General features: G+C 41.1%; 15 protein-coding genes. 5 read left to right on the top strand and 10 right to left on the bottom strand.

What is annotated here, in order from left to right:
• Positions 1-5: 5 nt before the first annotated feature.
• Both L0B18_RS10730 and L0B18_RS10725 read right to left on the bottom strand, forming a co-directional pair.
• Positions 6-1322, bottom strand: coding sequence for a serine hydrolase (locus L0B18_RS10730; RefSeq protein ID WP_234571770.1), 1317 nt, complete (start codon positions 1320-1322; stop codon positions 6-8).
• A gap of 123 nt (positions 1323-1445) precedes the next feature.
• On the bottom strand, positions 1446-1805 hold the full coding sequence (locus tag L0B18_RS10725) for a MotA/TolQ/ExbB proton channel family protein (RefSeq protein WP_234571769.1): 360 nt from the start codon (positions 1803-1805) through the stop codon (positions 1446-1448).
• A gap of 146 nt (positions 1806-1951) precedes the next feature.
• Here L0B18_RS10725 and L0B18_RS10720 point away from each other — a divergent pair, with 146 nt between their 5' ends.
• On the top strand, positions 1952-2704 hold the full coding sequence (locus tag L0B18_RS10720) for a LytR/AlgR family response regulator transcription factor (protein ID WP_234571768.1): 753 nt from the start codon (positions 1952-1954) through the stop codon (positions 2702-2704).
• A 3-nt stretch (positions 2705-2707) separates the two neighbouring features.
• On the opposite strand, the gene L0B18_RS10715 is transcribed toward L0B18_RS10720, so the two are convergent.
• The gene (locus tag L0B18_RS10715) at positions 2708-4270 is read right to left on the bottom strand and encodes a sodium:solute symporter family protein (protein ID WP_234571767.1); all 1563 of its coding nucleotides are present in this window, start codon (positions 4268-4270) and stop codon (positions 2708-2710) included.
• Between the two features lie 79 nt (positions 4271-4349).
• Between L0B18_RS10715 and L0B18_RS10710 the strand changes: the two genes are divergently transcribed.
• The gene (locus tag L0B18_RS10710) at positions 4350-5042 is read left to right on the top strand and encodes a CDP-alcohol phosphatidyltransferase family protein (protein WP_234571766.1); all 693 of its coding nucleotides are present in this window, start codon (positions 4350-4352) and stop codon (positions 5040-5042) included.
• A gap of 117 nt (positions 5043-5159) precedes the next feature.
• A complete protein-coding gene (locus L0B18_RS10705; protein ID WP_234571765.1) occupies positions 5160-5684 on the top strand; it encodes a hypothetical protein in 525 nt (174 codons plus the stop codon).
• A gap of 37 nt (positions 5685-5721) precedes the next feature.
• Here the strand turns inward: L0B18_RS10705 and L0B18_RS10700 are convergent, their stop codons facing one another.
• A complete protein-coding gene (locus L0B18_RS10700) occupies positions 5722-6417 on the bottom strand; it encodes a hypothetical protein (protein WP_234571764.1) in 696 nt (231 codons plus the stop codon).
• 349 nt (positions 6418-6766) lie between these two features.
• Between L0B18_RS10700 and L0B18_RS10695 the strand changes: the two genes are divergently transcribed.
• Both L0B18_RS10695 and L0B18_RS10690 read left to right on the top strand, forming a co-directional pair.
• On the top strand, positions 6767-7192 hold the full coding sequence (locus L0B18_RS10695; protein WP_234571763.1) for a hotdog fold thioesterase: 426 nt from the start codon (positions 6767-6769) through the stop codon (positions 7190-7192).
• Between the two features lie 112 nt (positions 7193-7304).
• Positions 7305-8462 carry a PP2C family protein-serine/threonine phosphatase gene (locus L0B18_RS10690; RefSeq protein ID WP_234571762.1) on the top strand — a complete coding sequence of 386 codons (1158 nt, stop codon included), beginning with the start codon at positions 7305-7307 and terminating at the stop codon, positions 8460-8462.
• Here the strand turns inward: L0B18_RS10690 and tkt are convergent.
• The 6 genes from tkt to L0B18_RS10660 all read right to left on the bottom strand — a co-directional run bounded on the left by tkt (position 8459) and on the right by L0B18_RS10660 (position 14805).
• Positions 8459-10462 carry a transketolase gene (gene tkt / locus L0B18_RS10685; protein WP_234571761.1) on the bottom strand — a complete coding sequence of 668 codons (2004 nt, stop codon included), beginning with the start codon at positions 10460-10462 and terminating at the stop codon, positions 8459-8461. The two genes, L0B18_RS10690 and tkt, sit on opposite strands and share 4 nt — an antisense overlap.
• Positions 10463-10599: 137 nt before the next feature.
• Positions 10600-11631: a hypothetical protein gene (locus L0B18_RS10680; RefSeq protein ID WP_234571760.1), complete on the bottom strand. Its 1032-nt coding sequence runs from the start codon at positions 11629-11631 to the stop codon at positions 10600-10602.
• Positions 11632-11750: 119 nt separating this feature from the next.
• Positions 11751-12461, bottom strand: coding sequence for a TIGR00730 family Rossman fold protein (locus L0B18_RS10675; protein ID WP_234571759.1), 711 nt, complete (start codon positions 12459-12461; stop codon positions 11751-11753).
• A 3-nt stretch (positions 12462-12464) separates the two neighbouring features.
• On the bottom strand, positions 12465-13094 hold the full coding sequence (locus tag L0B18_RS10670; RefSeq protein WP_234571758.1) for a DUF5683 domain-containing protein: 630 nt from the start codon (positions 13092-13094) through the stop codon (positions 12465-12467).
• Positions 13081-13998 (bottom strand): ParB/RepB/Spo0J family partition protein, encoded by a 918-nt coding sequence (locus L0B18_RS10665; RefSeq protein ID WP_234571757.1) that lies wholly within the window; start codon positions 13996-13998, stop codon positions 13081-13083. Before L0B18_RS10665 ends, L0B18_RS10670 begins: the two co-directional genes overlap by 14 nt.
• A 6-nt stretch (positions 13999-14004) precedes the next feature.
• Positions 14005-14805: a ParA family protein gene (locus L0B18_RS10660; protein WP_234571756.1), complete on the bottom strand. Its 801-nt coding sequence runs from the start codon at positions 14803-14805 to the stop codon at positions 14005-14007.
• Positions 14806-14927: the final 122 nt, after the last annotated feature.

The raw sequence follows: 14927 nt of genomic DNA, 5'->3' as shown, positions 1-14927 counted from the left end.
AATGACTAATCCTGTTTAGGTCCCATGTTTTTCCTGTCATCCTTAAATCCAAACCCGATAACATCTCCCTTCCCGCTATGGTAGAACTGCCACTCTAAATCCTGGTTTCTAAAATAAAATGTGGAGTCTGAAGAGGGAACCAATTCTTCCTTGCCCGGCACAGGGTCCGGCCTCAGGTATAACTTTCCGTTTTCAGTACTGATATGAAGCAGACCTAAATTAGGAGTTAAATAACGGCCTGTGTATTGCTGGAATAATTTGGGATCTATATCATATTCGCTAAGCTGAGTCGGAATTTCGTAAGGTTTATTCTCCCAGATATTTCTAATCACCCGGTAGGTTTTATCGATGTAGCCGGTGGAGTTGACGGAGAGAATAACCAGCTTTTTTTCTTCGGTTAGATATATTTCCAAATATGACTTAATTAATTCTCCACCACCCCAGTGTCCTACGGATTTATTGTCAGGTGTTTCCCGGATGTACCAACCCAACCCATAATTGCTAATTGTTCCATCATTCAACCGTGTTTGGGAAAATGCTTCTTCAACAGATTCCTGACTGACCAGGATATCGTTGGTTAAAGCCTGTGAAAACCGGAAAAGATCCCTTGCTGTACTATTAATTTCACTTTCCGGATTATAAAAGTTGTTGGTATTGATCTGAATATCTTCCGGGTAATCATTGGTATCGGATTCAGTTTGATTCATATCCAGGGGCTCCCAGAGGTTTTGCGCCATGAAATCTGAATAGGACATTCCCGAAACGCTTTCAATAATACTTCTGCATAACAGGTAATTCGAATTGTTATAAAAAAACTTTTCGCCGGCTTTACCTGCAGTGGGACTTACATCTTTAATTAGTTCGAAAATCCTATCCTTATTCATCACCCGATTCATCACCCGCGTCGTATCACCATATTCAATCGCTACTGATAAGAAATTTGGAATGCCGCTGGTTTGATTCAACAACTGTCGGATTGTAATGTCTGGATAAGGCATTCCCGGCAGGTACTCGGTTATCTTGTCATCATAGCTAAGTTTTCCCTGTTCTTTGAGAATCATGATGCCGAAAGCCGTAATCGATTTTGAGACCGATGCAATGGGTAATAAACTTGTTGTATCAATCGGCTTGTTGTCATACGAACCATACCCGTTATAGAATACAATCTCGTCTTTCTCGACGAGCAATACCTGCCCGTTGAACATCTCCTGCTCGGTAAGGGTAAGTAATACAGAATCTAATTCCTGAACCCAAGGCTGAGCTTCCAATAGGGACGGAATACAACATAAAACAAGTGCTAAAACTGCCAGGATTTTTTCCATAGTTTTTTATAAACAGTGTGATTGATGAGTAGATATGAGATCCAAATACCGTCTCTTGATCTTAATATCATTTAGCTGGTCAAAGATTGACTGGATAGAAAAGTTGAAAATAAGTTACTGTTTTTACTCTCTATCTATTTTTACTTTTAAACCAATGTAAAGAAGCCAGGCAATCAAAAAGATGATCATCCCGTAAAGGGTTGTAATCATGGAAATTTTCAGTCCGTGGGCCAATAAAGCCGGGGAGACATCTACGGCACGCTCAATGGCATCAAAGGCTTGAACAAGACCTATCAATTGACCGAGAATACCGACGACCAATCCAAAAATTCCAATCTCTTTTACTAACGAAATTGATTTCGCTCCGGAACTTCCTTTTTTGGTTCCAATGAATGAATAAACTGCTGTTGCAATTAAAGCGATCAAAATAATCGTTAAAATACCCATAAAAAGTGGTCCGCCTTCATAAAATAGATCAAGCATAATTTTCACCTGTTTTAAATTTAATGTTCACAAGAAATGTATCTTTAGCAAGCACTTTTCAGCAAGGTAGAAACCCCTGCTAAAGATGTAGTTCGTCGATAAAAGATGGATTTCTGTGAACTATTCAGGATTTTTAGTCAAAAACGATGCACGCAGGTAAACATATACTTTTTTGGATATTAGCTGGTTCCATACTGGTCGTCAGCTTTGGAAACAGCTATGAAAATTACACCCAAAGCTTTTACTTCGTCACCTTCCTTCTTCCGGTTGCGATGGCCACTTCTTACTTTTTCAATTATTACCTGGTACCAAAATTTTTACTCGAACGAAAGTACGTTCGGTTCTCCATCTATACTATGTACACCGTCATCGTTTCTCTTTACCTAGAGATGATTGTGGTTTTGATATCGTTCATCATTCTCGCAAATTATAATTACAACGAACTGGACCCGATGATGACAAATATATTCGCGCTTGGGTTTTCGGTTTATCTGATTGTATTGATCAAGGCATTTTACCTCCTCTTCAGGCGGGTGAAGAATAATGAATTCAAAGTGCAGCAATTAATGGAAGAGAAAGAATCCCTGAAAACGGAGTTTATCGCGGTTCGGGCAGACCGAACCAATCACCAGGTGAAATTGGACGATCTCATTTACCTTGAAAGTCTTAGTGATTATGTTCAGCTTCACACAAAAGATCAAATCTTAACTACCCGCGAAACGATTTCGTCTTTTGAGGAAAATCTGCCGGAAACGTTTATCCGGATTCACCGATCCTACATTATCAACCAAAATCATATTGATACGTTTAATACGACCTCTGTAACTGTGAATGGTTCTGAATTGCCGATCAGCCGCACATATAAATCGAGTACACTTGCCGTGCTTGAGGGGAAATAATCCTCACCGGAAAAAAGAACGAATTCTGGAAACGATGATGATGGTTACTAATCCGGAGGTCATTGCCAATGTTCTGAATGGAAACAGTGAAACCCCATCTTCCATCATTGGATACGGCAAAAGAACCGGAATCCCAAGCGTTGCATCTCCCCCGCCAAATCGAAGAATTGCGGCCACGATAAAACCGGCTAAAGCACCTACACCATTTGCTTTGGGATCAAAGAGTGCACAAACCAGCGCCGGAAACAGCAGGCAATAAACGAAATCGCTGCAAAGAAACCACAGTTCATATACACTTTGAATATTCAATGCAATCAGCATGGCTGCAATTCCGATAATCCAGATCATCCGCTGGACCAGCTTTCTCAGGTTTTTGGTGTCGATCTTCGGTTTGAATAATGGACGATAGACATTCCACCCGGACATTGATGAAGCGGAAAGAATAGACGAATCTGCTGAAGACATCACAGCCGCAGTCACAGCACCCAGCCCGATAATTCCAACCCAGCCCGGTGTCAGGTATCGGATTACCCACGGAAGGGTTGATGCGGCATCTGGCGGAGCCGGGGCATTCAGCAAACTCCAATCAGCCGTCTGACCGGCAATTCCAATCAGAACGGCAGGTACCGCAGCAATCAAACATACCACACCGGCAATGACGGAAAGCCGAACAGCAGTATTTTCATCACGCGAAGCCAGCACACGTTGAAAGTAGACTTGCCACGGAATACCGCCAAAGCAGAGTAAAAGTGCGTAATCCCACCAATTCCAGTAATAATTTCCAAGTGCTTCTCTTGATGGAAAAAAACTGGCAGCTGCACCAAATGTATTTTGATATTGCTCCCAGGCTGCCGGCCATCCGCCAACGGCATCCAAAGCAAAAGGAACCGTTAATGAAAGTCCGACAAGCAAAAGAATAAGCTGCAAAAAATCGGTAAGAGCAACGGCCCAGAGTCCACCCAATGCGGTGTAAGCAATGGTGATGAGAGCCGATAAAATGATAGCTGTAGATGTATCCAAACCGGCGATAGCTCCAAAAGTAGTACCAAGTGCCGTTAGAATAGCTGCTGTCCAAAACACCTCTCCCGAAAGAGCCGGAAGGAAAAAAAGTGCAGAAATTCGTTTCCCAAACTTTTCTTCAAGTGGATCAAGGAGAGTTCGGTATCCCTTTCGGCGCATCTTTCTGGCAAAGAATAATCCGCCAATAATCAGGCTCATAGCATACCCCCATGGAGCCTGTACCCAAACCAACCCGGAACTGTACGTGTATTCTGCAGTACCATTAATATAACCACCTCCTACCCAGGTGGCACTCATGGTAAAAACCGCGAGCAGAAGCGGGAGTTGGCGGCCTGCCAGAAGAAAACTGTCGCTATCATTTGCTGTGCGTAATTGTGCAGCATAGGCTCCGAGGCCAAATATCAGAGAATAGAAAACCATCATCGAGATATAAGCCGGCCAGCTTAACTGATTATCTGTAAAAAAATGAATCAACAGCCCCGCAAGGAGGAGAAGACCGATCAGCATTAATGCCGGACGCATTGCTGATCCTAACCTGGATTTCATATTTTGATGATTCATACTACGGCAAAAAATAGTTATATATGCGGACACTTATAACAGTTAAATCAATTACAATTTAGATATGGCGGCACGACTAAAAGCCTGGTTTGTACACATTTTTACTGCCAGTGGTATTATTACCGTTTTTATGGCACTCATCGAGACAGGAGTCAAAGATTTCCGGTCAGCAATGTTGTGGCTGCTTGCTGCTCAGGTTATTGATGGACTGGACGGAACACTTGCACGGCGTTACAAAGTGGAAGAAATTCTGCCAACGATGAGTGGCAAAAGTATTGATTTTGTGATTGATTTTTGCGGATATGCAGTTGTACCGGCTTATATGATTTACCAGGCAGATTTGATGCCCGATTCACTTGGCTTAGCGATGGCTTTACTCATCGTCCTTACCTCCGCCATTTACTATGGGAAAGCGGGAATGGTAACCAACGATCTGTATTTCAAAGGTTTTCCGGTGATGTGGAATATGGTAGCTTTTTACCTGATTTTTATTTTTGATTTTTCTTCCGGTTTCAACGCGGCTCTCATCGTTATTTTTACGATCATGCAATTTGTCCCAATCAAATTTGCATATCCCAGCCTCACCCGAAGATGGATGCCCGCAACACTTGTCGTCACTACCATATTTTTAATTTCTGTGACGGGCTTACTTTGGTTCTTTCCTGATTATCCTTCTGTTTTTTATTGGGGACCAATTATTGCTCTTGTTTACTTTGCCGGATTTGGATTTGTGGCCACATTCATACACAAAGACTGAACAAGAAGATTGTACTTAATCTTAAAAATGATTAGATAGGTTTCTGAGTTAAAACGTTGTCAAATATCAACCCAGCCTTTGACAAGCATGAAATACCTCCTATTCATATTGATAAGCATGCTGAGTATATATAAGGCTCAAATTCCCGAAGAACCGGATGATCCTTTTATTCTTGAGAAAGCGCCCTTGTCTGATAATCCAAATCTGTTACTGGCTTTTTTTGAAGATATATCGGGTTCCTGGATTGGCATTCCGGAAGATTCTTCATTTATCTCACGGCTTGAGTACAAAACAGGTAATGAACAATTTTTAATCCCTGTGGCAAATACGCTGACATCGAAAACCGGTCAGTTATTTGCTGAATACGAAGGCGTCTATATTTACAATCCTGTTGAAAAGAATATTTCTTTTACAACTGTAAATGAGCATGAAATACATACCGGAGTTGCATGGGTGAAAGGAGATACACTTTTTCATCAGGCAAAAATCGCAGGCCCCGGAAATATTAAATCATACTCATCTGCAATCATCAAAAAGCCTGACGATAGTTTACATTATTACGCGGATTACAGTGAAACGGAAGAATATCCGGAATTGAAATTTAGTCAGGCCCTCATTTATAGAAAAGAAAGATCTTCTTGAAAAGGATCAGAATTATTCAGGCTGTTAAATAGTCGACTTATTCAAAAAAATAGTAGACCACCTCAGCCGGAATATCATTTATTGTTGAATAGCTCATTTCCATTGGAGGATTTGTACCATCCGGATCTTCATAGATATCTGATATTTCAAACTTAACCAGATTCCATCCCTCTTTAAAATCAAGATTGTAAGTGGTTGTTTGCATATATAAATCCTCCTGATTCATAGCATACGTTTTTACTTCACATGATCCGCTTACAGAAAACGGCTCTTCAAAATAATACCAATCAATGTAATACCCGGGAACGGCATCGCTTTGTCCAAATGATTTGACCGCTTCTGTAAATTCGCTTGAACTGGTTGCCATAAAATAACCATGGTCCACTTCTTCTTCAGGATTACCAATCATATAACTCCCATTCGTAGATAGGTTTGCGATTGGGAGTTCGGTATTCGTTACTTCCACATCACCATCAGAACAGCTAAACATTCTTCCGGTTGTGAGCATACTGGTGGACCATCCATTTGAATTTTGGTTTTCTTTCTCTATTGATTCTTCCAAAACATTTAAAAAGTCTTCATCTAATGGTATGGAAAAGGTCCCATTCTGATCTACTGTTCCAATCTCAAAAGGCATCATCATGCCGGTCAAAATTTTTGATGAAGGTTTTTCATAATTATTGATGGTTCCTTCAAATACATCTTGTGCATTTAAAACCGAGAATGGCATCATAAAAAAGATTATAGCGGTGACAGGAAAATAGATTTTGAGAACTCTCATTTAGTCTTTGTTTTAATTCGATTGTTACTGTGCTACTTATCTATGCGTGACAAGTTTCTATTTTCTCTCATCAGAGCCTCCCCCATCTTGGTTTTAATTTCCATTTGTTTATTTTCCGGCAGCATTTTTATTTCACATAAGCCAAGTCATTTTTGGATGATTCTACAATTGCAGGCGTTGTGATAACCGGAGTTTCACAGATGGTTGCTCCTTGTGATCATAAAGTCAATTTATTTGATGCATCAGATCCAAAAAGCTTAACCGGAACTTCTTAAACAGAAAATTACACGGGGGATTTTTTATGGATGAAAAGTCAAAATCCACTCCTGAACAGATTGTCAGTTATATACTCGAAAGGGATGCTTTCACTCAGTGGCTGGGAATTGACGTTATTGAAGTAAAAAAAGGTTTTTGTAAACTACGTTGTACAGTTCGTGACGACATGCTAAACGGCTACCAAATTACACATGGCGGTATCTTCTTTTCACTTGCCGATAGTGCCATTGCCTATGCAGCAGCTTCTTATGGTCGTCTGGCTGTGTCAATTGATCATTCTATATCATTTACAAAAAAGGCCGGCCCCGGTGATGTTTTAACCGTAACAGCAAAAACGATCTCGATGGGACACAAGACCGGAGTTATCCAGGCAGAAATCAGAAACCAGAATAATCATCTGGTCGCCGTAATAAAAGGAACGGTATACAGAACCCATAAAACATTTGAATGATAAACCGATTGGCCTTCAGGAAACAAACTTTTAGTGCTTCAATATCCTAATTAATAACTTTTTGGGGTAAACATCCGTAACATTGGTTATAAATTTGAATTGACAGACGTACATGGGATTAAAAAACGAAACCAGATCTTCGTACAGCACGAAAGCTTTTTACGAAGAATATGTAACCGGGATGAACTCCAAGCAACTTGGCAAGGAGTTTCAGTCCGATTCCGAACGAATTAAACAGCTATATCACGACGCGCTTAAAGAGCAAAATCCCGGAGTACCGGCTGAGCGAATTCCTGTTGTCCAGAAGTTTTTAAGCCTTCTTTCTTCGCTCACAAAACGGTTAAATCCCGTGCGCCGGCTGGTTTTTGGAATCTCAGTTGTAAGTTTCCTGGCGCATTATATTTTTTCTCTGATCGGATTATCTGGTTTCCTCATTCATCCATTGTTTCTTCCCCTCTCCTTTACGGGTATTTTGTTGATTCTTTTGATTGAACTTCTTGAAAAATCAGATGTGCAAAAAGAACTCGATTTTGCAAGGGAGATCCAGCTTAGCCTTCTGCCTCCGTCTAATGCCAGAATTAATCAACTGGAAGCCTATTCCTTTGCTGCCACCGCCCAGGAAGTTGGCGGAGATTACATTGATATCGTTGAGTCGGAAAAAGGCACGTACATTATCATTGCAGATGTTTCCGGAAAAGGAATGAGTGCTGCCCTGTATATGGTGAGAATTCAGGCGCTGGTTCACTTGTTGATTAAAAAACTTGAGCCGAATCCCAAAGAGTTGTTCATGGAGCTCAACAACTATGTCAAATCAAACAAAAGAGATAAGACATTTGTGACCGCTTGTGCCGCTTTTTTCCCACACGGAGAAGATCATTTTCTCTTCTCACGCGCCGGGCATAACATCCCTATTATTTACAGCAAAAAACATGATGCCACCTTTCGTCTTGATACAGATGGATTCGCTTTGGGAATGACCAGTACAAAAGCCCTTGGAAAAAAATTACAAGAGAAAAAATTCCTTTTCGAACCCGGCGATAGTTTGCTTCTCTACACCGACGGTTTGATTGAAGCGCGGAATGATAAAAATGAGGAATATGGTGAAGACCGACTTGATGGAATTCTCTCCATTTACGGATCTCTTCATGCGAAGACAATCACTCAGAAAATTCGTTCATCAATCGAGTTGTTTATCGGTGATGAAAAACCAATCGACGACATTACCTTCACCACAATTCATAAAAATGAACCGCCCAAAGAGCTTTCCTAAGAAAGTAAACTTTCAGCGTCTTTGATGATACGTTCAACAGTTAATCCTAAATCCTCATAAGCTTCTTCGTAAGGTGCCGAAGTCCCGAACCGGTCAATCCCGATGGCAATTCCTTCGCTCCCAACCCATCTGTGCCAGCCTAATGTTGTTGCTGCTTCAATGGATATACGGTTCTTCACTTCTGATGGCAAGACGCTGTTTCGGTAATCATCGGATTGCTCCTTGAAGCTCTCGATACATGGCATGCTCACAACCCTGACTGAGGTTCCATTCTCTTCCAGTTTCTCAGCGGCCTGCAATGCAAGGTGTACTTCCGACCCTGTAGACATTAAAATTAAATCGGGTGTTTCACCACTTTCTTTTTTGAGGATATACGCACCTTTCTCCGTGCCCAAAACATCACCGTATTTTTCCCGATCCAAGGTAGGCAAAGATTGCCGTGTGAGTACCAGTAGAGACGGACCATGCTCACGCTCAATTGCATACTTCCAGGCAACAGCCGTTTCATTGGCATCAGCAGGTCGTATTACATGCACATTCGGCGTGGCTCTCAGTGCAGCGAGATGCTCGATGGGTTGATGGGTTGGACCGTCTTCACCCAAACCAATGCTATCATGTGTAAAAACAAAAATAGAAGGAATTTCTGAAAGTGCTGCAATTCGAATCGACGGCTTGTTGTAATCAGAAAAAACAAGAAACGTGCCTCCATAAGGAATCACACCTCCATGAAGTGCCAATCCATTCAAAGCTGCTGCCATTCCGTGTTCGCGAACTCCGTAATGGAAATTTCTTCCAAGCCGGTTTGTAGCACTAAATGACGATTCGTTTTCAAGTTCGGTATTATTGCTGCCTGCCAAATCCGCTGATCCACCCAGCAAGTTTAAAATATGTTTACCAAGGCTGTTTAAAACTTTCCCCGAAGCCTTTCGGGTGGCCATTCCTTTTGCATCTGTTTCAAAAGCGGGAAGAATTTCATCCCAATTCTTGGGCATTTCCCTGGAGACAAACTTCTTGAAAGAAGCCCCGTCCACGGGATACACTTTTTCATACTCGTCCAGTTTTTCTTTCCACTGACCTTCCCATTCAGCCCCCTTTTCAAGGACTTCTCTCATTTTGGTATATACTGCGTCGCTCACCTGGAATTTTTCATTCGGATCCAACCCTAATTTCTCTTTGGTTATCTTGATCTCTTCTTCCCCCAAAGGAGCACCATGAGAATCTGACGTACCTTCTTTATTGGGACTTCCAAAACCGATTTTTGTTTTGCATTCAATCAGCGATGGGGTATCTGTTTTCTGAGCATTTTTAATGACTTCTTCAATCTCTTCGTGATTATGGCCATCTACCACCTGGACATCCCATCCATAAGCTTCAAATCGTTTCTTCGTATCGTCAGTAAAAGCTAAATCTGTGGATCCTTCAATCGAAATTTTATTTGAATCGTAGAGATAGATCAGCTTCCCAAGCTTAAGATGTCCTGCAAGAGACGCAGATTCATGAGAAATTCCTTCCATTAAATCGCCGTCACTAACAATAGCATAAGTATAATGATCAACCAGGTTGAACTGATTTTTATTAAACATGGCGGACATAAAAGCTTCCGCTATGGCCATTCCAACTCCGGTTCCAAATCCTTGTCCCAGTGGGCCGGTTGTAGTTTCTACACCCGGTGTTAAGCCGAATTCCGGATGACCCGGCGTGATGCTGCCCAGCTGGCGAAAATTTTTGACTTCTTCGATCGGAACATCATACCCGGTCAGATGGAGTAAGGAGTAAAGCAGCATCGAACCGTGGCCGGCCGAAAGAATAAATCTGTCACGATCAAACCAACGCGGATTTTTGGGGTGATGCTTCAGGAATTTTGTCCAAAGAACATACGCTACATCAGCCATTCCCATCGGCATTCCGGGATGTCCGGAATTTGCTTTTTGAACGGCATCCATTGCTAAACCACGAATAGTATTTACACAGGCTTGATCGAGAGATTTTGTTGTAGACATGAAAAAATTACAGGTTGTTTTATATGTATTTCAAAATAAAAAGATAGTTAAGTTCGGGCCAAGGGAAAAATGAAACAGCAAAAAAAAAGCCGCTCCGGGTTTCGGAACGGCTTTTCTTCAAAAACTATATTGTAACACTATCTTCCGGCAGCAGTATGGCCTTCACACTTCAATTCAAATTGAAGTTCATGGTTTGCCGGTTCTGTAAAGTCACCATAACGTGCATCTTCAAAAGCTGAGCATGCGTTTTCGAATTCTCCTTGTCCTTTAAGAGCTGTTCCAAGCTCAAAATAAATCTTGGCTTTGTCAGCTACACCACCATTATGGAGTTCAAGAGCTTCGCGAGCTTCAGTTTCCGCGTTTGACCAATTCCCTCGCTTGTTGGCAACTTCTGCCAATCGGTAATGAACTTCATAGGCAGAATCATCATATTGTTCAGCTCTGTTCAAAAGTTCAACAGCAGGGCCAAATTGTCTTTCTTCAGAAAGATTAACAGCACGGAAAATCAACTCATCTCTGGCACCATTGGTAGCATTCTCCAGCGTTTTTGAATCGTTTGTTTGCTGGGCTACTTGAATAGCGGTATCGTATTGTGCAAGCCACGCTTCTACATCAGCCGGACTCATATTTTTCATAACCACAGCTTTTTGATAATGAGCTGCAGCATAATTTCCGTTCATTTCGATAGCTGTGTCCAAATCGGCCAAAGCCTGATCATAATTTTCCTGTCGGAAATTCAGGATTGAGCGAACATAATGCAATTGCGGAATGGCACCGTTGGCCTGTTGTACAACCTGATCATCACCAAACTCATTGGCTACTTCTCCGGATTCTTCAAAAGCAGCAATCGCTGCGTCTATTGAAGCAAGCGTTCTTTCGCTCTGGAATGTTCGGTATGCATTTGAAGCTTTGCTGGCATAAATTTTTGGAAGTCGATCTTCAATAAGATCTGTAATGTCCGTTAGATCGTTTTCGCGTGAAATACTCAAAGCATCTCTGTAAAGAGTAATGGCTTCGTCAAATTCATTTTGCCCTGCCATTTCCTGGGCCGAGTTATAAATCTGGATAGCCTCAGCCCTGGCTTCATCCTGAGCCATTGTCAGTTCTGCGAAACCCAACATCATTAAAAGTGCCAGGCATTGTGATAGTATAATTTTAATAGATTTCATGCTAAATATAGTTTTGTTTTGTTTCCTTCCGAATAAACGCGAATAACTTAACGAAATTATAAATACAAAATCATTAATTAAATTCTAAAAATTTAAACGGGGATTAATTCTAAAAGTTCCTAGTACGAAAAATTGGGTTTTGGTTCTTTATCTTCATAAAAATCACAGATATGCTTCACAGCCTCATCTACATCATTCGTTAAATAGAAAAGATCCAAATCATTTTCATGAATGTAGCCGTTTTGTACAAGTTTGTCCTTAATCCAATCGATTAACCCCTGCCAATATTCTGTACCTATAAGCACTATGGGAATTTTCATGATTTTTTCGGTTTGAATCAAGGTGATTGTCTCAAAAAGTTCGTCTAATGTTCCAAATCCTCCGGGAAGTACAATAAATCCCTGCGCATATTTTACAAACATTACTTTTCGAACAAAAAAGTAACGGAAATTGATAACATAGTTTGGAGACACGTAACGATTCACTCCCTGTTCTTTGGGTAAATCAATTCCCAACCCTACAGATTTTCCATTCTTGCTATAAGCTCCTTTATTAGCAGCTTCCATGATACCGGGCCCCCCTCCGGTAATGACACCGAACCCATTTTCCGAAATAGAAGCCGCAGCCTGTACCGCTAACTCATAGTATTTCGATCCCGGCTTAACCCTCGCTGAACCAAAAATAGAGATGCACGGCCCCACTTTGAGAAGCGTTTCGTAACCGTCCACAAACTCTCCCATTATTTTGAAAATACTCCACAGGCTTCTGCTGCTTTCTGATTCGTACCTGTCGGCATCAATATTATTGGAAAAAACTTTGTGTGGTTTCATATCTCATTTTTTGTTTAGTGAAAATGTAACCCGAACTCCCGGCCGTCCTTCAGCGATTAATGTTGGTTGAATAATAGTTTTTGCACTTAAATCATCGGAAACATCAAAACTGCGCATATGGGCAAATATGTAAGCATCCAATGCATTCAATCCGTACGCCAGCCCCATTACAACAAACATAAAATCCCGTTGATTTCGATAGCTATTCCTGGTGGATTGTAACTGATTGACATTTACCCCGACAAGACGTTCAGGTGTGGGGCCGAATTGCATATCATCATGGGTTTCGTTGTAATATGCTGCCCGATAATCTTTGTACTGATCATTCAGATAGAATGTGTAAACGCCTACACCGGCAAACATTCCATATATAATTGGAACTTTCCAAATCTGACGGTTTACTACTTGTCCCCAACCGGGTATAATCAGTGATTTGTACAGTACAGATTTTGGACTTGGATACTCAATTCTAGTAGTCTGAGTAGTATCCTGCTGTTCAAATTCTAAAAAATATGATTGTTCAAGGCGATTTTCGAGGAGCGAAAAATCATTATGCAGGATTGTATGTTGGGCAAAACCATCCGAAAAAAAAAGATTGGCTAAAAGAAAGAGACAGAAACTAACCCATTTCATCGAAAAATTGAATCAATCGTTCTAAATCTTCATCAGAATAATACTCAATTCTTATCTCGCCGCCTTTTCCTTTTTGTTTAATGTTAACCTTGGTACTGAGCTGATTTCGCAGTCGTTTGGAAACATCATCCAAAAAGGGATTGCTTTTGGAAACAGACTTCTTTGAGGTTTTTTGTTCGCTCTTTTTGTCATATGATTTTACGAGCTCTTCCGTCTGCCGAACAGAAAGATTTTTCTTCTGAATCGTTTTCAGGAGTTTTTCCTGATCTTTTTCACTTTTGATATTTATAAGTGCACGTGCGTGCCCGGTCGTGATACTTTCGTCGCGGAGTGCAGCCTGGAGAAATGCGGGAAGCTGTAAAAGCCGCAGCATGTTTGTTACCGTGGATCGATTTTTACCAACCCTTTCCGCAACTTCACTTTGAGTGTAATCGCATTCATCAATCAGTCGCTGATACCCCATTGAAATTTCCAACGGATTTAACTGCTCTCTCTGAATATTCTCGATTAGCGCAAAGGCTATAATCTGTTCGTCATCTGCCTCGCGAATATAAGCGGGAATATTCTGAAGTCCTGCCAGCTTTGTTGCCCGAAAGCGCCGTTCACCACTTATGAGTTCAAAACGCTTTTCCCCAATATGCCTCACCGTAATAGGCTGAATCAATCCATGTTTTTTGATGGATGTTGCCAGTTGCTCGAGAGCTTCTTCTTTAAAATCGGTTCTGGGCTGATGAGGATTCGGCCGAATATTCTCAACTGGAATATCCAAAACCACATTTACGCGATCAGCAGGTTCTATAGGTACGGCCGTTTTTGTTTTTGGAGAGTTTTCATCATCTCCCGAATCATCATCGTAATCCGGGAAAAAAGCTCCAAGACCTCTACCTAATACTTTTTTTGACATATCACGTTATGATTTAGATAAGACAGGACTCGACTTAAATAACTTCTTATTATTGTGAATGATCTCCCTGGCTAACGAGAGATAATTCTTGGATCCAACACTGGAGGCATCATATAAAATAGCCGGTTTTCCAAAACTGGGAGCTTCCGCAAGACGAATGTTTCTTGCAATAATGGTTGAAAAAACCCTGTCATCAAAATATCGTTTTACTTCTTCTGCTACCTGGTTTGATAAACGGGTGCGTGTATCATACATTGTTAACAACACCCCTTCAATTTCCAGTTCCCGGTTCAAATGTTGACGAACAATCTTTATGGTGTTTAATAACTGCCCAAGCCCTTCTAAGGCAAAATACTCGCACTGAACAGGAATCATTACTGAATCAGAAGCCGTAAGTGCATTGATTGTCAATAACCCAAGAGATGGCGGACAATCAAAAATGATAAAATCGTACTTGTCGCGAAGGCCTTCGATAGCTTTTAAAAGAATTCGTTCTCTTTCATTTCTGTCAACCATCTCAATCTCTGCTCCAACAAGATTGATATGCGAGGGGACCAAATCGAGGTACGGAAGTTCCGTTTCACGGATGGCATCATTTACATCAATACCGCCAACCATCACTTCGTAAACGGAGTTGGAGACATTTTTAGGTTCAATGCCCAGTCCGCTTGTCGTATTGCTTTGGGGATCAATATCAATGATTAAAGTAGGATGTTCGATAACCGCGAGACTCGCAGCAAGATTTATTGCCGAAGTTGTTTTACCAACCCCACCTTTTTGGTTGGCAATCGATATAATTTTTCCCATTCGACTCCAAGGGTTAATTAATTCTGACAGATTTTAATATAAGCCTCACCTTGTACCTAACCAAAAGAAGTTATTCACATTCTATGGTGGAAAACTTCGAATAGAAGTTTATTAACCCCTTA

The sequence above is a fragment of the Rhodohalobacter sp. 614A genome, from assembly GCF_021462415.1.
Classification (GTDB): domain Bacteria; phylum Bacteroidota; class Rhodothermia; order Balneolales; family Balneolaceae; genus Rhodohalobacter.
The sequence above is the reverse complement of the archived record's forward strand: the minus strand, read 5'-3'. Positions and strand labels throughout refer to the sequence as shown.